We start from the raw sequence: 18,846 nt of genomic DNA on the forward strand, positions 1-18,846 counted from the left end.
TGGATGCGCCCTGGGAGGATGGAAACGTGACAGGAACCCTTGTTTTGGCAGGCACTCCCATCGGCGACGTCAAGGACGCCCCGCCCCGGCTCGCCGAGGAGCTGGCCGGCGCGGACGTGGTCGCCGCCGAGGACACCCGGCGGCTGCGGCGCCTCACCCAGGCGCTGGGCGTGCAGCCGGCCGGGCGGGTCGTGTCGTACTTCGAGGGCAACGAGTCGGCCCGGACGCCCGAGCTGGTCGAGGCCCTCTTGGAGGGCTCGCGGGTGCTGCTGGTGACCGACGCGGGGATGCCGTCCGTGTCCGACCCCGGGTACCGGCTGGTCGCGGCGGCCGTGGAGAAGGACATCCGCGTCACCGCCGTACCGGGGCCGTCCGCCGTGCTCACCGCGCTCGCCCTGTCCGGGCTGCCCGTCGACCGGTTCTGCTTCGAGGGGTTCCTGCCGCGCAAGGCGGGGGAGCGGCTGGGGCGGCTGCGGGAGGTGGCCGAGGAGCGGCGCACGCTCGTCTACTTCGAGGCACCGCACCGGCTCGACGACACGCTCGCCGCGATGGCCGAGGTGTTCGGCGCCGAGCGGCGGGCCGCCGTGTGCCGGGAGCTGACCAAGACGTACGAGGAGGTCAAGCGCGGCGGGCTGGGGGAGCTGGCGGCGTGGGCCGCCGAGGGCGTGCGCGGCGAGATCACCGTCGTGGTCGAGGGGGCTCCGGAGAAGGGCGCCGAGGAGGTCGACGCCGCGGAGCTCGTGCGGCGTGTTCGCGTCCGTGAAGAGGCGGGGGAGCGGCGCAAGGAGGCCATCGCGGCGGTGGCCACGGAGGCCGGAGTGCCGAAGCGGGAGGTTTTCGACGCTGTGGTGGCCGCCAAGAACGCGGGGGCGTGAAACGCCGTGTGAGCAGGGCGTATCTCGGCTGAGCGTGCGCCCCATGCGGGGGTAAAGGGACCCGGGCCTTTCGGCAAGGAACCTCCAAGTCGACGCCAACACTGGACAGATGGCGTGCGTTCGCTCATGCGGGGGAGTCCACTGGGTTGTGGGACGCGACCCGTCCCACCCAGCGGACCACAGGAGCTGGCATGAGTGAGATCGCACAGCAGACCACGGGCCTTCGCAGCGCCGCGACCGCCGTCGTCCACGAGTCGTATTCGTTCGCCTGCATGCGCTGCGGGCACGGCTGGGAGCAGTCGTACGAGATAGAGCACCACATAGACGGTGACGGCCGCGAGTTCGTGATGTACGTCGCGAACGGCCAGGTCGTGCCGTCGCCGCTGAGCCGGCCCACGTGCCAGAACTGCGACGGCCACGTCGTGCGCATCATGCGGCCCGGCCAGGTGTCCTCCGTGCAGAACTCCCTGCACCGCCCCCGCGCGGTACCCCGGCAGTCGGACTCCGCCACGGCGGACCCCTCGGCGGACGCGGCGAAGGCGGAGCACCACTGGCATCTGTCCGATCTCCTGCACGTCTTCCACCGCAAGGCGAGCTGAGGCGAGAGGCGGGCGCCGGCCGGGAGGCCGCGCCGACGGCGAGGGCATGTCCCTTTCGTAGGATCGGGGCATGCCTTCGAACGCCGCCGACAAGCACGCCGCCCCGCCCCTCCCGGAACCGCTCCGGGTGCCGGTCGCCGACTCCCACACCCACCTCGACATGCAGTCCGGCACGGTGGAGGAGGGCCTGGCGAAGGCGGCGTCGGTCGGGGTGACGACGGTCGTGCAGGTGGGCTGTGACGTACGCGGCTCGCAGTGGGCGGCCGAGACGGCGGCGCGGTACGACGCCGTGCACGCCACCGTGGCCCTGCACCCGAACGAGGCTCCGCGCATCGTGCACGGGGACCCCGACGGCTGGTCACGGCAGGGGGCGCGCGAGCCCGGAGGTGCGCCGGCGCTCGACGAGGCGCTCGCGGAGATCGACCGCCTCGCCGCACTCCCTCAGGTGAAGGGCGTCGGCGAGACCGGCCTCGACTACTTCCGCACCGGGCCCGAGGGCAAGGAGGCGCAGGAGGCGTCCTTCCGCGCCCACATCGAGATCGCCAAGCGGCACGGCAAGGCCCTGGTCATCCATGACCGCGAGGCGCACGCGGACGTGCTGCGGGTGCTCAAGGAGGAGGGCGCGCCCGAGCGCACCGTCTTCCACTGCTACTCCGGGGACGCCGAGATGGCGGAGGTGTGCGCCGGCGCCGGCTACTTCATGTCCTTCGCCGGCAACGTCACCTTCAAGAACGCCCAGAACCTGCGGGACGCGGTGGCCGTGGCCCCGCTGGAGCTGCTCCTCGTGGAGACCGACGCGCCCTTCCTCACCCCGGCCCCGTACCGCGGACGGCCCAACGCGCCGTATCTCATTCCGATCACGGTGCGTGCCATGGCCGCCGTTCGGGGCATCGAGGAGGACGCGCTGGCGGCGGCCCTCGGCTCGAACACGGCACGCGCCTTCGGTTACTGACCGATCACGGCCGGGCAACGCTCGTACGGATTTACGCCGGGTCCCCTCGCGACTGTGCGTAGTCGAGTCGCTTTGGAGAGTCACCACCCCTCCGCTAGGTTCTGGTGGCCCGATCCGGAGTCCTCCGCTGGAGCGTGTCCTCGTGAGCAACGCGCAGTTCGAGACGTATGGCCCGAGCCCGGCCGGCCATGAGCCGCGGGCGTACGGCGGCTTCGACCCGTACAGCGCCCAGACGCTGGCGTACGGGGTCCAGGGGGTGCAGGGGGCCCATGGTCCGTACGGGATGCGTACGGACAGTTACCGTCCCGCGTACGAGATGCACGGGATGCACGGGGCGTACGAGGCGTACGACGCGTACGAGGCGAACGAGGACACGTACGAACCCGCCTATGAGGCCCCCGAGCCGGAGCCCGAGCCGGTTGTGCGCCCGGGGCGTGGTCGGCGGGCCGCGCATCGGCGCCGGGCGCGGACCGCAGAGCGGGGGGACGGGTCCATGCGCCGGCTCGTACCGCAGGCGCTGGTCGTCGCGTTCCTCGCGGGCGGGACGTCGGCCTTCGTCGCCAAGGACAAGGCGATCGAGCTGAGGGTCGACGGCAAGCCGCGCACCCTGCACACCTTCGCGGACGACGTCACCGAACTGCTCAGCGAGGAGGGCGTGGACGTGGGCGCGCACGATGTGGTGGCGCCCGCTCCCGACGAGCCGCTCGCCAGCGGTGACGAGGTCGCGGTGCGCTACGGGCGGCCCGTGCGGCTCACGCTCGACGGTCAGCGGCGCCAGGTGTGGACGACGGCGCACACGGTGGAGGCGGCGCTCAGGCAGCTGGGGGTGCGTGCGGAGGGGGCGTATCTGTCGACGTCGCGCTCCCGGCGCATCGGGCGCGAGGGGCTCGCGCTGGACGTCCGTACCGAGCGCACGGTGACGATCATGGCGGACGGGCTGGCGCGCACCATCCGCACCAACGCGGCGACCGTCGGCGAGGTCGTGGAGCAGGCCGGCATCACGCTGCGCGGGCAGGACACCACGTCCGTCCCGCTCGACACCTTCCCGCGCGACGGGCAGGCGGTCACGGTCCTCAGGATCACCGGCAGGAAGGAGATCCGCGACGAGGCGATCGACTTCGCCGTGGAGCGGGTCGAGGATCCCGCGGTCTTCAAGGGCACGGAGGTCGTCGAGCGGGCGGGGGTGCCGGGGCTGAGGCGGATCACGTACTCGCTCCGGATGGTCAACGGCGTCCGGCAGAAGCCACGGCGGATCCGGTCCGAGGTGGTGCGGGAGCCTCAGACGCAGATCGTGAAGGTGGGGACGAAGCCGCTGCCGACGTCCGTGCGCGGTGCGGACCGGCTGAACTGGCAGGGGCTCGCGGCGTGCGAATCCGGCGGGCGGCCGGACGCGGTGGACTCGTCGGGGACGTACGGCGGGCTGTACCAGTTCGACACCGAGACCTGGCGGAGCCTCGGAGGGACGGGACGGCCGCAGGACGCACCGGCGGCGGAGCAGACGGCTCGGGCGAAGAAGCTGTATGTGCGGCAGGGGGCGAGTCCCTGGCCGCATTGCGGGGGACGGTTGCAGGGGTGAGGTCCGGCCGCGGGCCTGCGTGCCCTTCGTGCCGCCGGTCCGGTCGGGCGACGCCCGCCCGAGCCCGGCTGGACAGGCCCCGTCCCTGACCCCCGTACCCTTGTCGGGTGAGTAGCCCCACCCCCGACGCCCTCCTTGGCCCCGCCGACATCCGTGAGCTGGCGGCAGCCCTCGGTGTGCGCCCCACCAAGCAGCGCGGCCAGAACTTCGTGATCGACGCGAACACGGTCCGCCGTATCGTCCGCACTGCGGATGTCCGCCCCGACGACGTGGTGGTCGAGGTGGGACCGGGGCTCGGCTCCCTCACGCTCGCCCTGCTGGAGGTGGCCGACCGCGTCACCGCCGTGGAGATCGACGACGTACTGGCCGGCGCGCTTCCCGCCACCATCGCGGCCCGCATGCCGGAGCGCGCCGACCGTTTCGCGCTGGTGCACTCCGACGCGATGCATGTCGCGGAGCTGCCGGGCCCGCCGCCCACCGCGCTGGTCGCCAACCTCCCCTACAACGTGGCCGTCCCGGTCCTCCTCCACATGCTCGAAGCCTTCCCGAGCATCGAACGCACCCTCGTCATGGTGCAGTCGGAGGTCGCGGACCGCCTGGCCGCCGCGCCCGGTTCCAAGGTGTACGGCGTGCCGTCCGTGAAGGCCAACTGGTACGCCGAGGTCAAGCGGGCCGGCGCCATCGGGCGCAACGTCTTCTGGCCCGCCCCGAACGTCGACAGCGGCCTGGTCGCCCTGACCCGCCGCACCGAGCCGCTCAAGACCACCGCCTCCAGGCGCGAGGTCTTCGCCGTCATCGACGCCGCCTTCGCCCAGCGCCGCAAGACACTGCGCGCCGCACTCGCCGGCTGGGCGGGTTCGGCGGCTGCCGCCGAGACGGCCCTCGTCGCGGCGGGCGTCTCCCCGCAGGCCCGCGGAGAGGCGCTGACGGTCGAGGAGTTCGCCCGCATCGCGGAGCACAAGGCAGCCGCCGCCCAGCACAAGGAGTCCGAGTAAGTGAGCGCGAGCGTCACCGTCCGGGTCCCCGCCAAGGTCAACGTCCAGCTCGCGGTCGGCGCCGCCCGCCCCGACGGCTTTCACGACCTGGCCAACGTCTTCCTCGCCGTCGGCCTGTACGACGAGGTCACCGTGACCCCCTCGCCCGACGGCCTGCGCGTCACCTGTGACGGCCCGGACGCCGATCAGGTGCCCCTCGACCGTACGAACCTCGCCGCCCGCGCGGCCGAGGCGCTCGCCGCGCACTACGGGCGTACGCCCGACGTGCATCTGCACATCGCCAAGGACATCCCGGTCGCCGGCGGCATGGCGGGCGGCAGTGCGGACGGTGCGGGGGCGCTGCTCGCGTGCGACGCGCTGTGGGGCACCCGGGCCTCCCGTGCGGAACTCCTCGACATCTGCGCCGAGTTGGGCAGTGACGTGCCGTTCAGCCTGGTCGGGGGCGCCGCGCTCGGCACTGGGCGGGGCGAGCAGCTCCGTACGCTCGACGTGGGCGGTGCCTTCCACTGGGTGTTCGCGATGGCCGGCCGGGGGCTGTCCACGCCCGCCGTCTTCCGGGAGTTCGACCGGCTCGCCGAGGGCACGGACATCCCCGAGCCCGTCGCCTCCCGGCCGCTGCTGGACGCCCTCGCGAAGGGCGACCCCGACGCGCTCGCCGCGGCCGTCTCCAACGACCTCCAGCCCGCCGCGCTCTCCCTCTTCCCGGAGCTCGCCGACACGCTCGCCGCAGGCCGTGGCGCGGGCGCGCTCGCGGCACTCGTCTCCGGCTCGGGACCGACCACGGCGTTCCTCGCCCGTGATCCCGAGTCCGCGGAGAAGGTGGCCGAAACCCTACGGTTGTCGGGCACTTGTCGGGCGGTGCGTACGGCGTCGGGGCCCGTTCCGGGTGCCACCGTACTGTCTGCATAAAACCCCCACAGTATCTCCACCAGGGGCAATGCAACTCCCAGATCTGCATAGATATGCGGGGCAAGTGTTAGCTAGTTCACGGTAGTTGATTGTTCGACATCACCCTTCATGGTCCCTTTCACGCCACTCTGCGTCATGGAATCGGCTGGCATGATCGGCCCTCCCCGGTCCTCCGTTACCGGTGGTACCTCTGAGGAGTCCCCATGGGGCACATGGACCACTTCAGCGCCGGATGGGTCACTCCCGTCCTCTCCTACGCGATGGCCTGCGTCGGCTCGGCCCTCGGACTGCGCTGCACCGTCAGGGCACTTGAGGCGGACGGCGCCTCCAAGCGGAACTGGCTGCTGCTCGCCTCCCTCGCCATCGGCTCCGGCATCTGGACCATGCACTTCGTCGCCATGATGGGCTTCAGCGTCGACGGCACCCCGATCCGCTTCGACGTCCCGATCACCGTCCTGAGCCTGCTGATGGCCGTCGCCGTGGTCGCGGCCGGCGTCTTCACCGCCGGATACGGCCGCTCGCGCGTGATGTCGGTCGTGCTCGGCGGACTCGGCACCGGCCTCGGCGTCGCCGCCATGCACTACACCGGCATGGCCGCGCTCAACCTGCACGGCGAGGTCGACTACGACCCGATGCTCGTCATCGCCTCCGTCGCGATCGCCGTCGTCGCCGCCACCGCCGCGCTGACGCTCACGCTGGTGGTGCGCGGATCCGTGCTGGCCGCCGTCGCCGCGCTGGTCATGGGGCTCGCGGTGAGCAGCATGCACTACACCGCGATGTACGCCGTGAGCATCTCCCTCGCGCCCAGCAGCGCGGAGTTGCCGGGGGCCACCGCCACGGAGTTCATCTTTCCGTTGGCGGTGCTGCTCGGGTCGTTCCTGTTCCTGGCCGCGGCGTACGTTGCGCTGTCGCCGACGGGTAAGCGGCACGAGTCCGCCGCTGCGGCGGAGTTGCTCCGCGAGGTTGAGCTGACGACGGCGTAGGTCCTGCCGCTGTCGGTTGTCGCCCGTCTGCGGACCCGTCGTGGCTGGTCGCGCAGTTCCCCGCGCCCCTTACGGCGTTGTCGAACCGCAGTGGATTGGCTCGACTCGCTTGCCCCTTCGGAACACCGATCGGCCTAAGCCCGCCGCAGATACGTTCCCCCCTGAACGAGGTCTCCCTCCCATGCGCCTTCCCCGCACCTCCGCCCGACTGCGCCCCAGATCCGTCCGGGCGAAGATCGTCTCCCTGCTGATGCTGCCCATCGTGTCCCTCATGGCGCTGTGGGGCTTCGCCGCTGTGACGACCGTGGCCGGTATCGGCGACTCCGAGCGTGCCAAGGACGTCAACTCCGAACTCCTCGCCCCCGTCGGCGACTTCGTCACCGCGCTGCAGGCCGAGCGGGCCGCCGCTATGCGGTACGCGACCGCCCCCGAGGACTTCACCGAGGCCCGGAAGGCCACGGACAAGGCCGCCACCGCCCTGCTGAACGGCATCAACGCCTCCAGCTCGGACGCCGCCCTCCTCGACGCGAGCCTGCCCGGGCGCATCGAGCGGCTGGAGAGCGACGCCGGAAGCCTGGCGCGGCTGCGTACCGAGGCCACCGCGAAGAAGGCGGCGGCGCCCTCGGCCGCGTACACCGCCTACTCGGCGATCGTCGAGCACGCCTTCGCCGTCACCGGCGCGCTCACCGACGACCGTGGCACCGACGCCGCCTCGGAGGCGCGCGTGGTGCTCGAACTCGCCCGCGCGCGGGAGGCGCTGGCCCGCGAGCAGGCGCTCCTGGGCGCCGCCGACGCGCGCGGGACGCTGAGCCGGGGTGAGTACGCGCTGTTCGTGGGCGCCGTCGCCACCCGGCGCGAGCTGCTGAAGTCCGCGGTCGCCGACCTGAAGGCCGGGCACCGGACGGCGTACGAGGAGGTCCTGAACGGCGACGAGTACGCGCGCGTGCAGGCCGTTGAGAACCGGGTGCGCGCTGCCGGTCCCGGTGCGGCGGCCGTGACGGGCACGGCGCTCGGGGGCTGGGACACGGCGGCGTCCGGTGTGCTGGCGGGGCTGACCGAGGCCGAGACGGGGGCCGGTACGGGGGCCACCGCGCAGGCCGACCCGTTCGGCTGGGACACCCTCGGCGCCTCGGGCGTGGCGGTGGTGCTCGGCCTGGTCGGTGTGCTGCTGTCGCTGCTGGTCTCCGTGCTGGTCGGGCGCGGGCTCATCGTCGAGCTGCTCGACCTGCGCAACGACGCCCTGGAGGTGGCCGGCCGCCGCCTCCCGCAGGCCATGCGCAAGCTGCATGCCGGTCAGGGCGTCGACATCGACGCCGAGGCGCCCATGCGACGCCTGGTCGGCGACGAACTGGCCCAGGTCGGCACGGCGCTCACCGCGGTGCAGCGCGCGGCGCTGAAGGCCGCGAGCGAGCGGGCCGAGCTGCTGAGCGGGATCTCCGGGGTGTACGTCAGCCTGGCGCGCCGCAGCCAGGTGCTGCTGCACCGTCAGCTGGACCTGCTGGAGGGGATGCAGCGGCGCCGGCAGGACCCGGCGGAGCTGCAGGACCTGTACCGCGTCGACTACCTGGCGACCCGGATGCGCCGGCACTCCGAGAGCCTGCTGATCCTGTCCGGCATCGCGCCGGGCCGTGGCTGGCGCGACCCGATTCCGCTGGCGGACGTGCTGCGTGCGGCCGTCGCCGAGATCGAGAGCGGGCAGCGGGTGCAGATCTGGGCGGTGCCGAGGGTGTCGCTGGTGGGCGGCTCGGTCGCCGACGTCATCCATCTCCTCGCCGAACTGGTCGAGAACGCCACGGCGTTCTCCCCGCCGAGCACCCAGGTGCAGCTGCGCGCGGCCCGGATGCGGGAGGGGCTCCTCGTCGAGGTCGAGGACAGCGGTTTCGGCATGAACGAGGAGGCCCTCGCCGAGGCCAACCGCAAGATCCAGTCCGAGAAGGTCGACCTCCTCGACGCCAAGCAGATCGGCCTGTTCGTGGTGAACCGGCTGCGCGAGCGGCAGGGGCTGCGCGTCGAGCTGCGGGCGTCGCCGAACGGCGGGGTCACGGCCGCCCTCCTGGTCCCCGAGGGCCTGCTGCGTGACGACATGCCGGTGGGCGAGGAAGCGGTGCACGGGCGCGGTCTGGCCCCGGCGTCGGCGCTGATCCCGCAGCAGCGGGTGGACGGGGCCGGAGCCTGACGCCGTACTCACAAGTAGGGCTTCTTTGCCCGATCTTCACACGAATGTACTGCGATCGGAGTACGCGTGGGGCGGGTGGGGAGGCTAGGGTCGCTTGACGTTTCAAGCGTCGGGCTCCCCCCCCGCTCGACGCTGTCATCTGCACTTCTGGAAGGCGTACTTCCCCGTGTCCGAAACCCCCACCCCCGCCCAGCCGTCCCACCGTAGAAAGCGCTCGCTCTCCCGGCGCGGCGTGATCGCCGCCGGTGGTGCGGTGGCCGCCGGTGCCGCGGTGACGCCGATGGTGTTCGCGGCGACCGACTCCGGCGAAACGGACAACTCGGCCGCCGGCTCCGGCGATTCCGGTACGACGGCGGAGAAGTTCCCCGCCACCCGCACCGAGGCCGCCACCGGCACCGGCGAGGCCACCACCGCCTTCGCCGCCTCCTACGTCGGTGTGCGCTGGTCCGGTGCGAAGGAGGGCGCCGCCATCCGCCTCGCGGACGGCAACTGGCAGACCCTCGCGAGCGGCTGCGCGACCGTCGAGGACGGCGGCACGGCCCTGGTCGCCGCCCAGAACGCCACCGCGTACGAGGTGAAGGCCCCGACCGACCTCGACGGCGTGCACTCGCTGGCGATCGACACCACCGACGGCCCCGACCGCACCTTCAAGGTGCCGAGCGAGCCCACGCGCGTGCGTGGCGTGCGTTACCTCTCGCGGCCGGCCTGGGGCGCCGACGAGTCCAAGCGGTTCAAGGCGGACGGCTCGGTCAACTCGCCCGAGACGTACTACCCGCTGCAGATCATCACGGTCCACCACACGGCGACGCCGAACGCCGACCCCGACCCGGCCGCGACGGTGCGCGCGATCTACGAGTACCACGCGATCACCAACGACTGGGGCGACATCGGCTACCACTTCCTCATCGACGAGGCCGGCAACGTCTACGAGGGCCGCTACTCCGGCGACGACGGCATCCCCGCCTTCAACCCGGACGGCGACCTCGTCACCGGCTTCCACTCCGTGGGCTACAACTCCGGCGCCCTCGGCATAGCCCTGATCGGCAACCTCGACGCGCAGGGCCCCACCGAGGCCGCCAAGGCCTCCCTGATCCGGCTGATCAAGGTGATCTCCCGGTTCAAGGGCCTGGACCCGCAGGCGAAGGTCACGTACACCAACCCCGTCAACGGCACGAAGAAGGACACGAACGTGGTCGGCGGTCACCGCGACTACTTCGCCACCGAGTGCCCCGGCCAGGTCATGTACGACCTCCTCGCCGAGGTCCGCGCGGCGGCCGCCCGCCGCTGACCCGAGCGAACACGGCGATGCGCCCCGGGGATCCGCTCCCCGGGGCGCAGTGCTCTGCGGACCCTTGGTCAGAAGGTCAGCTTCCAGCTGTTGATGTAGCCCGTGTCCGCGCTGTAGACGTCCTGGACCTTCAGCTGCCAGGTGCCGTTGACGGTCGTCTCGCTGGACGCGTCCACCGTGTACGTGGCGTCGACGTTGTCCGTCGAGTCGGAGGAGCTGCTGCTCTTCAGGCGGTAGGTCGAGCCGTCCGGCGCGACCAGGTCGATCACCAGGTCGCCGCGGTAGGTGTGGACGATGTTGACGTACACCGAGAGGTCGCTGGGCGCGCTGCCGGTGAGGCCGCTGACGGTGACCGGCGAGTAGACGGCCGAGCCCGCGTCCGGGATGGAGACGTCGGTGGCCGACTCGAAGCTGCTGCCCGTGTCGCCGCCGTCGTCGTCCCCGGCCGGGGTGACCTGGAGCAGCAGGTTGGGGCTGCCGGTGCCGACGCTGGTCAGCGTGCCGGACGACGCCGCCGAGGTCAGCGCCGAGGCGACCGCTGAGGGCGAGGCGCTCGGGTTCTCGCCGAGGTAGACGGCCGCGGCGCCGGCGACGTGCGGGGACGCCATCGACGTACCCGAGTAGGTCGCGGTGCCGGAGTCGGAGGCGTTGGACGCCGACGTGATGCTCGATCCGGGCGCGAACAGGTCCAGTACGGAGCCGTAGTTGGAGAACGACGACCGTGCGTCGGCGCTGGTCGAGGCGCCCACGGTGAGCGCGGCCGAGACGCGGGCCGGGGAGTTGGAGGAGGCGTTGGTGTTGTCGTTGCCCGCCGCGACCGCGTAGGTGATGCCGGCCGCGATGGAGTTCTCGACCGCCTCGTCGAGCACCGAGTCGGCGTCGCCGCCCAGCGACATGTTGGCGACGGCCGGGAACTGTGCGTTCTCGGTCACCCAGTCGATGCCCGCGACCACGCCGTCGGTCGTGCCGGAACCGTCGTCGTCGAGGACCCGCACGGCGACGATGTCCGCGTCCTTGGCGACGCCGTACGTCGATCCCGCGACGGTGCCCGCCACGTGCGTGCCGTGCCCGTTGCCGTCCTGGGCGGTGGAGTCGCCGTCCACGGCGTCGTAGCCGTAGGAGGCCCGGCCGCCGAAGTCGCTGTGGGTGATGCGGACGCCGGTGTCGATGATGTACGCCGTCACACCGCTGCCCGCGCTGTCCGGGTAGGTGTACGACGAGGACAGCGGCAGGTCGGCCTGGTCGATGCGGTCCAGGCCCCAGGTCGGGTTGGTCTGGGTGCCGTTGATGTGGACCGTCTTGTTCTGGACGACCCGCTCGACGGCCGGGTCGGCGGCCAGCCGCTTGGCCTCGGCCTCGCTCATCTCGGTCGCGTAGCCGTTGAGCGCGCTCTTGTACGTGCGCTCGACCTCGGCGCCGTACCGGTTCGCGAGCGCCTTGCCCTTGGCGGAGGCGGCGGGGAAGCCGGCGTTGTCCTTGAGGGTGACGATGTAGCTGTCCTTGATGACGCCGGGGGCGTCGGCGCCCTGGACGACGCCCTCGGCGGGGGCGGCCGAGGCGGGGGCGGTGGTGGCGGCGCCCACGGCGAACAGGGCCGCTGCCGAGACGAGCGCGGCGAGGCCGGCGCGTCTGCGGCGGGACATGGGGGCGTGCTGCACGAACGACATGGGGGTGGAACCCCTTCTCGGGAGACGTGCGCGGACGGGGCGGTGGGGGGTGGCCTGTCCTGTGCGGATACGGTGACGTTCTTGAGGTGGCCACGTCAATTAGGGGAATCCCTACGTCCGGGTAAGGGGGCGGGTACGGGGCGTGTTCGGTGCGAGCTCGGAGCGGGTGCAGGGGCCGGGCGGACGCGGGGCGAGGAGCTGTCGGTGCGCACGACTACGCTGGGAGGCTGATCCCACGCGGCGGAGCCGCATGTAGCCACAGCCCCTGGGCAGGAGATAAATGGCCGTCAATCTGGTCAATGTCGAGAACGTCAGCAAGGTGTACGGCACCCGTGCCCTGCTCGACGGTGTCTCGCTCGGCGTCTCCGAGGGCGATCGCATCGGCGTCGTGGGCCGCAACGGCGACGGCAAGACGACCTTGATCCGCATGCTGGCCAAGGTGGAGGAGGCCGACACCGGCCGGGTCACCCACTCCGGCGGGCTGCGCCTCGGCGTGCTCACCCAGCACGACTCGCTCGACCCCGAGGCGACCGTCCGGCACGAGGTCATCCGGGACATGGCCGACCACGAATGGGCCGGCAACGCCAAGATCCGCGATGTGCTCACCGGACTGTTCGGCGGGCTCGACCTGCCCGGCTTCCCGCAGGGCCTCGACACCGTCATCGCCCCGCTCTCCGGCGGTGAGCGGCGGCGGATCGCGCTCGCCAAGCTGCTCATCGAGGACCAGGACCTGATCGTCCTCGACGAGCCCACCAACCACCTCGACGTCGAGGGCATCTCCTGGCTGGCCCAGCACCTGCGCGAACGCCGCTCGGCGCTCGTGTGCGTCACCCACGACCGCTGGTTCCTCGACCAGGTCTGCACGCGCATGTGGGACGTGCAGAAGGGCGACGTCTTCGAGTACGAGGGCGGCTACTCCGACTACGTCTTCGCCCGCGCCGAGCGCGAGCGCATCGCCGCGACCGAGGAGGTCAAGCGGCAGAACCTCGTCCGCAAGGAGCTGGCCTGGCTGCGCCGCGGTGCCCCCGCGCGCACGTCCAAGCCGCGCTTCCGGGTCGAGGCGGCCAACGAGCTCATCAAGGACGTACCGCCGCCCCGGGACACCAGCGAGCTGATGAAGTTCGCCTCGTCCCGGCTCGGCAAGACGGTCTTCGACCTGGAGGACGTGACCGTCCAGGCCGGTCCCAAGCTGCTGCTCAAGCACGTGACCTGGCAGCTCGGGCCCGGCGACCGCATCGGCCTCGTCGGGGTCAACGGCGCCGGGAAGACGTCGCTGCTGCGCGCCATGGAACAGGCGGCGCGCACCGAGGGCGAGACGCAGCCGGCCGGCGGGCGGATCGCCGTCGGCAAGACCGTCAAGCTCGCTTATCTGTCCCAGGAGGTCGCCGAGCTGAACCCGGCCACGCGGGTCCTGGAAGCCGTACAGCAGGTCCGCGAGCGCGTCGACCTCGGCAAGGGGCGCGAGATGACCGCCGGGCAGCTGTGCGAGACGTTCGGCTTCAGCAAGGAGAAGCAGTGGACGCCCGTCGGGGACCTGTCGGGTGGTGAGCGCCGCCGCCTCCAGCTGCTGCGATTGCTCATGGACGAGCCCAACGTCCTCTTCCTCGACGAGCCCACCAACGACCTCGACATCGAGACCCTCACCCAGCTGGAGGACCTCCTCGACGGCTGGCCCGGCTCGATGATCGTCATCTCCCACGACCGGTTCTTCGTCGAGCGGACCACGGACCGCGTCTTCGCCCTGCTCGGCGACGCCACCCTGCGGATGCTCCCGCGCGGCATCGACGAGTACCTGGAGCGCCGCCACCGCATGGAGGCCCAGGTCGCCGCCGCGGCCCCCGCCCCGGCCGCCGGCAAGGCCGTACCGGAGAAGAGCGCCGCCGATCTGCGCGCCGCCAAGAAGGAGCTGCAGAAGATCGAGCGGCAGCTCGACAAGCTCTCCGAGCGGGAGACCAAGCTGCACGCCCAGATCGCCGAGCACGCCACCGACTTCGGGAAGGTCGCCGAACTCGACGCCGAACTGCGCGACCTGGCCGGTCAGCGGGACGAACTGGAGCTGCGCTGGCTGGAGCTCGCCGAGGACGCGTAGTCCCTCCGGGCCCGGTGCGCCGCCGGTGACGGGTGATAAAAAGGTCCGCCGGAGAACAGCCTGAAAGCTGCGGGTGTGGCGAGAACGCGACCGCGCAGCGGCGGCACCACATCAGTGCGCGAGGGGAGAGCCGTGTATGACCCAGCCACCGCAACCGGGTGGCTACGGCGCGCCCCCCACGCCGCCACGGCCTCCCCGGCCGCCCGTACCGCCTCAGCCCCCCGGCCCGTACGGCCTGCTGCAGGATCCGTACGACTGGAACGCCGGCTACGGCGCCCCGCCCCCGCCCACCCCGCCCGCCGGGCCCGGTGGCGGCGGGCGCAGGGCCAAGGGCTGGTCGGCCGTCGTCGTCGCGGCGGTCGTGGCGATCGCGCTGATCATCGGCGGCGGTGTCCTGTACGCCAACTCCGGTGACGGGGGCGCCAAGGACGCCACGGCCGGTGCCGACGGCGGCACCGGCGGCCAGGTCGAGGGAGGCGACGGTACGACGTCCCAGGGCAGCGAGAAGGTGCCCGCCCGGACCGCCTCCAAGGTCCTCTTCCAGATCCCGTCGCCCAAGGCCGTGGACGCCGGCAGCGGCGCCGTGCCCGGCTCATGGCTGACCGGGAAGGCGTACGTCAAGACCGGCGTCGCCGAGATCGTCGGCTACGACCCGGACAAGGGCACCAAGCTGTGGACGATCCCGCTGCCCGGCCCGGTGTGCACGGTCACCGGCCACACCACCAAGGACGACCTGACGGCGATCGTCCACGAGCCCGCGATGCCGACCAAGGCGAAGCCGACGCACGGCTGCACCCAGGTCTCGGCCATCGACCTCGACGCCGGCCGGAAGCTGTGGACCGGCTCCGTCCCGCGCGGCAAAGCACTGATCCGGTTCGACAACATCACCATCAGCGGGCGCACGGTCGCCGTCGGGGGTGCCGGCGGTGGCGCCGCGTTCGACGTCACCTCCGGCGCTTCGCTCTGGACACCGAAGGCCAACGACACCTGCCACGACGCCGGATACGGCGGCGGTCCCAAGCTGGTGGCGCTGCGCAAGTGCCGTTCGCAGGGTGGGCTCCAACTACACATCCAGACCATCGACCCGCAGTCCGGGCAGGTGATCTCGGCGTACCGGATGGCCGACGGCATCGAACACGTCGGCATCGTGTCGACCGACCCGCTGGTCGTCGCGGCGGACGTCAGCGCGGGCGGGGGTGACGGCAGCGGCGTTTCGGACTACTTCTCCCTCGACAACAGGACCGGCAGGCTGCGTACGCGGATCTCGGCGCCGAGCGAGCAGTACGCGGCGGTGTGCGACGTCATCAGCAGGATCGAGCAGTGCTCACAGGTGGCGGTCGGCAAGGACCGGCTGTACCTGCCGACGAAGGCGCGGGCGGGCAGCGCCGATTCCGGCCAGACCAACGAGATCGTCGCCTTCGACCTGACCACCGGCAGGCGGACCGGGCAGCGTGCGGTCGCGGGGGACGGCCATGTGATCGCGCCGCTGCGGATGGACGACTGCAATCTCCTCGCCTACAAGCGGTCGACGGACGCCGCCCGGGGCGGGCAGGTCGTCAGCATCGACGGCCGCACGTTCGAGCAGACCCTGCTGCTCCAGAACCCGGCCACGCAGGCCGTGCGGGACGCCGAGGCCGGCCTGCTTCCGGAGAGCGCCGAGTACCTCTACACGCAGGGGCATCTGTACATCTCGGCGACGTCCGCGGCCGGGTCGGCCCGCCCGGGCGAGCGGAGGTACCTGGTGATCGCGTTCGGCGCGGGTGACTGATGAGGGGCGTGCTGCCCGTCGTCCTCGAATGCGCGGAAAGCCAGAAATTCCGCCGTTCCGGGGCACTTCTCACCGGTAGGGGGAGCGCAACGTCGAACAAGCGTGTAGCTTCCGGGGGCATGAAAGGCGGGGGAGCCGGGAGGGGGCTTCTGCCCGCGCGGACCAGTGGGCATCCAGAGTGGGGTATCCGGACTGGCCTGGCCCGTCCTGGGTATTGATGGAGATCCATTGGGGGGACTGGGGGGTTGCTCGATGGGAGTGCGGCTCATGGTGGTCGACGACCACCGATTGCTCGCCGAGGCGCTGGCCTCGGCACTGAAACTGCGAGGACACCGTGTGCTGGCCGCCGCGGCGCCCGCCGCGGGGGCGGCGGAGCTGGTGATCACACGGGCGCCGGAGGTGTGCCTGCTGGGGACGGCGACACCGGCGGAACCGGGCATATTCGACCCGGTGGTGAAGATCAAGCGGGAGCGCCCGCAGGTGGCGGTTCTCGTGCTGGGCCCGGTACCGAGCCCGCGCGGCATAGCGGCGGCCTTCGCGGCGGGCGCCTCCGGTTATGTACGGCACGACGAGCGCATAGAGGGTGTCGAGCGGGCGATCATGAAAGCGCGCTCGGGAGAGGCGGCGGTGGCACCGCAGTTGCTCCAGGGCGCGTTCAGTGAGCTCCTCAACCCGGCCGCCCAACCGGACGACGAGGGGCAGAGGCTGCTGCAGATGCTCACCCCCAGGGAGGTCGAGGTCCTGGTCAGGGTCGCCGACGGCGAGGACACCCGGCTGATCGCGGCCGGCATGGGCATCGCGCCGTCCACCGCTCGGACCCATGTCCAGCGGGTGCTGATGAAGCTGGGGGTCGGTTCGAGGCTGGAGGCGGCGGCGTTGGCGGCGCGGACGGGGTTGCTGGACCGGGCGGGGCCCGTGCCGCACTCGTCCCCGGAGACGGCGGTGGGGCCGGAGTCCTGAGAACTCCGGTTCACTCAGGGGCTGTTGGGCCTTGCTCGGCCAGCCGGTCAGCTGGCTGGTCAGCCATCCCGCTCGCTCGTGTGCGGGGCCCGATCCGCGTGGCCCTCTTCGTCTGCCGTGCCCTGCCAGGCGAAACCGAGGGCCGGGATCAGCACTCCCGCCGCGGCGGTCCACGGCCGCCACGTGCCGTCGTCCGGGATCAGCAGCAGGGCGGCCAGGCAGCCGTATGCCACCGCCCAGCCCGCGAGCACCGGTACGGAGGCCGTCGCGAGCCAGCCCGCGCCGAGGTCCAGGGGCCGGACGTGCCGCTGCGGGTCGGGAGGGGTGGGGACGGTGTGGCCTGCCTTCGTGGTCTGCTCGGCCACCGGGACCGGCACCGCGCCGGGCAGCTGCCAGCCGTCGTCACCCACCAGGTCGGCCAGGACGTCCCGGCCCCGGCGGCGTCGCGGATTCCACAGCAGCCAGCCGTGTGTACCGGACAGCGCGTGACCGGCGGCCTCGCTGGACATCTGGGAGTGGAAGGGGATGTCCCCGCCGCTGCCCTGGAGGACCAGGCCCTTCAGGCGGCGGGTGTTCTCCCGCTGCTTGCGCTCGTCGGCCGGCGAAGTACCGCCGGGCGGCGGCGCGTCGACGTGCTCGCCGGCCCCGGTGACGGTGACCCGCAGGGCCTGCCAGTCGGAGCCGACGGTGCGCGCGCGGCGCCGCGTGCTGTCCGTCACCCACCAGCCGACGGCCAGGGCGAGGGTCACCAGGACCCACAGCCCGGCGATCAGCCAGGCGGTGCCGACCTCCACGGCCCGCCCGGCGAGCTGGCGCTCCACGTCCTCGCGTTGGTCGTCACCGATGGCACCCAGCTCGGGCCGGTCCGGAACGTACGCCACATACAGATCGCTGCCGACGGCCCGGCGCTGATTGGTGGTCGCCTCGAAGGTCGCGCGCACACCGTCCCGCCCGGCCGTCGAAGGAAGCAGGACGGTGAAGTCGGCGGTGGCATCGGCGCGGCGGCTGCTGCCCTCCGCCACCTCGTTCTCGATCTTCACGATCGGCAGCGGCTCGATCACCGCATCCGCCTCGGCCAGCGCGGCACTCGTGCCCGTACCCCGCGTGTCGGCGGCGCCCAGCGTTCCCCAGAGCGCCAGCAGCGTGGGAACGGCGACCAGCACGCACACCATGCGGATCGACTGCCCGCGCGCACCGCCCAGCCGAAGCGGCACGGTGCCTTCGCCGTGGCCGGGGGTCGCCGACGCAGCCCGTGCGGCCAGCCGGTAGGTGTCCCCACGGGACCGGCCGCCTCCGCGTACCACCGCCACGGCCAGGATCACCAGGCATGCGGTGAGCAGCGCCAGGGAGCCACACATGATCGCGTCGCGCACCGGCGTGGCCCCCAGCAGGAGCCACGCGGCGGTCAGCGCCACGAGGGCGAGCGGGGTGGCCGCGGCGACGAATCTCCCGCTGAGGAAGAGGAGTTGGGCACCGGTCATCTCGCCGGTGCCGTTCCGGGCCTCGTCCACGGTCCACCCACTGCTCACCCGAACGCTCCACAGAAACTCTTGGCCGCGCGCAGATCAGCCGCGCTTGCCCAAAACTTTACTGTCGGTGGCGTCGCGGCAGACGTCGAGCTGGATCTCCCTCACTGTTTCTGCACGTCCGACGGCTCCTGCACGTCCGGCGGCGGCGGAGCCGTAGGCCTCAACTTCAGCCACCCCAGGAAGAACAGGCCGAGGAGCAGCATCCCCAGGCCGGTCCAGAGATTGATGTTGATGCCCTCGGCCTTCTCGATCGCGGCGTCGTCGTCGGTGAGGCCGACGATCGTGACGATGACGCCGTAGAGCACGAAGAGGCCGCCGATGATGCGCCGGATGTCGAAGAGGCGGGCGGCTGTCTCGGACTTCCCCTCCAGCTCGGCGAATTCCCGCTGGAGGTCCTGCTCGGAGTACCCGTGGCGCGCGGAGTGGTCGAGGTGGTCCGGGTGCTCGGAGTGGTCGGAGTTCTCGGTCATGGTCTCTCAA

At 71.9% G+C, this 18,846-nt stretch carries 15 protein-coding genes; 12 read left to right on the forward strand and 3 right to left on the reverse strand.

Annotated elements, in window-relative coordinates; genetic code table 11:
- Positions 1-26: 26 nt before the first annotated feature.
- From rsmI to BLU79_RS07095, 9 genes are all read left to right on the forward strand, one after another.
- Positions 27-875, forward strand: a complete 849-nt coding sequence (gene rsmI, locus BLU79_RS07055; protein ID WP_177000900.1) for a 16S rRNA (cytidine(1402)-2'-O)-methyltransferase — start codon at positions 27-29, stop codon at positions 873-875.
- Between the two features lie 191 nt (positions 876-1,066).
- On the forward strand, positions 1,067-1,474 hold the full coding sequence (locus BLU79_RS07060) for a hypothetical protein (RefSeq protein WP_093904723.1): 408 nt from the start codon (positions 1,067-1,069) through the stop codon (positions 1,472-1,474).
- A 70-nt stretch (positions 1,475-1,544) separates the two neighbouring features.
- Positions 1,545-2,426 (forward strand): TatD family hydrolase, encoded by an 882-nt coding sequence (locus BLU79_RS07065; RefSeq protein WP_093904724.1) that lies wholly within the window; start codon positions 1,545-1,547, stop codon positions 2,424-2,426.
- A gap of 142 nt (positions 2,427-2,568) precedes the next feature.
- Positions 2,569-4,002, forward strand: a complete 1,434-nt coding sequence (locus BLU79_RS07070; RefSeq protein ID WP_093904725.1) for a resuscitation-promoting factor — start codon at positions 2,569-2,571, stop codon at positions 4,000-4,002.
- 107 nt (positions 4,003-4,109) lie between these two features.
- Positions 4,110-4,997 (forward strand): 16S rRNA (adenine(1518)-N(6)/adenine(1519)-N(6))-dimethyltransferase RsmA, encoded by an 888-nt coding sequence (gene rsmA, locus BLU79_RS07075; RefSeq protein ID WP_093904726.1) that lies wholly within the window; start codon positions 4,110-4,112, stop codon positions 4,995-4,997.
- On the forward strand, positions 4,998-5,906 hold the full coding sequence (locus BLU79_RS07080; RefSeq protein WP_093904727.1) for a 4-(cytidine 5'-diphospho)-2-C-methyl-D-erythritol kinase: 909 nt from the start codon (positions 4,998-5,000) through the stop codon (positions 5,904-5,906).
- A gap of 203 nt (positions 5,907-6,109) precedes the next feature.
- The gene (locus BLU79_RS07085; RefSeq protein ID WP_093904728.1) at positions 6,110-6,889 is read left to right on the forward strand and encodes an MHYT domain-containing protein; all 780 of its coding nucleotides are present in this window, start codon (positions 6,110-6,112) and stop codon (positions 6,887-6,889) included.
- Positions 6,890-7,070: 181 nt separating this feature from the next.
- On the forward strand, positions 7,071-9,065 hold the full coding sequence (locus tag BLU79_RS07090) for a sensor histidine kinase (RefSeq protein ID WP_093904729.1): 1,995 nt from the start codon (positions 7,071-7,073) through the stop codon (positions 9,063-9,065).
- A 166-nt stretch (positions 9,066-9,231) separates the two neighbouring features.
- Positions 9,232-10,353 (forward strand): peptidoglycan recognition protein family protein, encoded by a 1,122-nt coding sequence (locus BLU79_RS07095; protein ID WP_371131828.1) that lies wholly within the window; start codon positions 9,232-9,234, stop codon positions 10,351-10,353.
- A gap of 68 nt (positions 10,354-10,421) precedes the next feature.
- Here the strand turns inward: BLU79_RS07095 and BLU79_RS07100 are convergent, their stop codons facing one another.
- Positions 10,422-12,020 carry a S8 family peptidase gene (locus tag BLU79_RS07100; RefSeq protein ID WP_093904730.1) on the reverse strand — a complete coding sequence of 533 codons (1,599 nt, stop codon included), beginning with the start codon at positions 12,018-12,020 and terminating at the stop codon, positions 10,422-10,424.
- A 280-nt stretch (positions 12,021-12,300) separates the two neighbouring features.
- On the opposite strand from BLU79_RS07100, the gene BLU79_RS07105 reads away from it, so the two are divergent.
- From BLU79_RS07105 to BLU79_RS07115, 3 genes are all read left to right on the forward strand, one after another.
- Positions 12,301-14,109 (forward strand): ABC-F family ATP-binding cassette domain-containing protein, encoded by a 1,809-nt coding sequence (locus tag BLU79_RS07105; RefSeq protein ID WP_093904731.1) that lies wholly within the window; start codon positions 12,301-12,303, stop codon positions 14,107-14,109.
- 136 nt (positions 14,110-14,245) lie between these two features.
- Positions 14,246-15,877: an outer membrane protein assembly factor BamB family protein gene (locus BLU79_RS07110; RefSeq protein WP_093904732.1), complete on the forward strand. Its 1,632-nt coding sequence runs from the start codon at positions 14,246-14,248 to the stop codon at positions 15,875-15,877.
- Positions 15,878-16,129: 252 nt separating this feature from the next.
- The gene (locus tag BLU79_RS07115; RefSeq protein WP_093904733.1) at positions 16,130-16,837 is read left to right on the forward strand and encodes a helix-turn-helix transcriptional regulator; all 708 of its coding nucleotides are present in this window, start codon (positions 16,130-16,132) and stop codon (positions 16,835-16,837) included.
- Between the two features lie 59 nt (positions 16,838-16,896).
- Here BLU79_RS07115 and BLU79_RS07120 read toward each other — a convergent pair whose 3' ends face one another.
- Together BLU79_RS07120 and BLU79_RS07125 are read right to left on the reverse strand one after the other, a co-directional pair.
- Positions 16,897-18,366, reverse strand: a complete 1,470-nt coding sequence (locus BLU79_RS07120) for a hypothetical protein (RefSeq protein WP_177000901.1) — start codon at positions 18,364-18,366, stop codon at positions 16,897-16,899.
- A 101-nt stretch (positions 18,367-18,467) separates the two neighbouring features.
- Complete coding sequence (locus BLU79_RS07125; protein WP_093904734.1) at positions 18,468-18,836, reverse strand: hypothetical protein; 369 nt, start codon at positions 18,834-18,836, stop codon at positions 18,468-18,470.
- Between the last annotated feature and the right edge of the window lie 10 nt (positions 18,837-18,846).

Source organism: Streptomyces sp. cf386 (assembly GCF_900103585.1).
In the GTDB taxonomy this organism is placed as follows: Bacteria; Actinomycetota; Actinomycetes; order Streptomycetales; family Streptomycetaceae; genus Streptomyces.

Coding starts and splice junctions, on each gene's coding strand:
- BLU79_RS07125 (WP_093904734.1), bottom strand. CDS start 18,836: ATGACCGAGAACTCCGACCACTCCGAGCACCCGGACCACCTCGACCAC.
- BLU79_RS07105 (WP_093904731.1), top strand. CDS start 12,301: ATGGCCGTCAATCTGGTCAATGTCGAGAACGTCAGCAAGGTGTACGGC.
- BLU79_RS07115 (WP_093904733.1), top strand. CDS start 16,130: ATGGGAGTGCGGCTCATGGTGGTCGACGACCACCGATTGCTCGCCGAG.
- BLU79_RS07085 (WP_093904728.1), top strand. CDS start 6,110: ATGGGGCACATGGACCACTTCAGCGCCGGATGGGTCACTCCCGTCCTC.
- BLU79_RS07100 (WP_093904730.1), bottom strand. CDS start 12,020: ATGTCGTTCGTGCAGCACGCCCCCATGTCCCGCCGCAGACGCGCCGGC.
- BLU79_RS07065 (WP_093904724.1), top strand. CDS start 1,545: ATGCCTTCGAACGCCGCCGACAAGCACGCCGCCCCGCCCCTCCCGGAA.
- BLU79_RS07060 (WP_093904723.1), top strand. CDS start 1,067: ATGAGTGAGATCGCACAGCAGACCACGGGCCTTCGCAGCGCCGCGACC.
- BLU79_RS07090 (WP_093904729.1), top strand. CDS start 7,071: ATGCGCCTTCCCCGCACCTCCGCCCGACTGCGCCCCAGATCCGTCCGG.
- BLU79_RS07110 (WP_093904732.1), top strand. CDS start 14,246: ATGACCCAGCCACCGCAACCGGGTGGCTACGGCGCGCCCCCCACGCCG.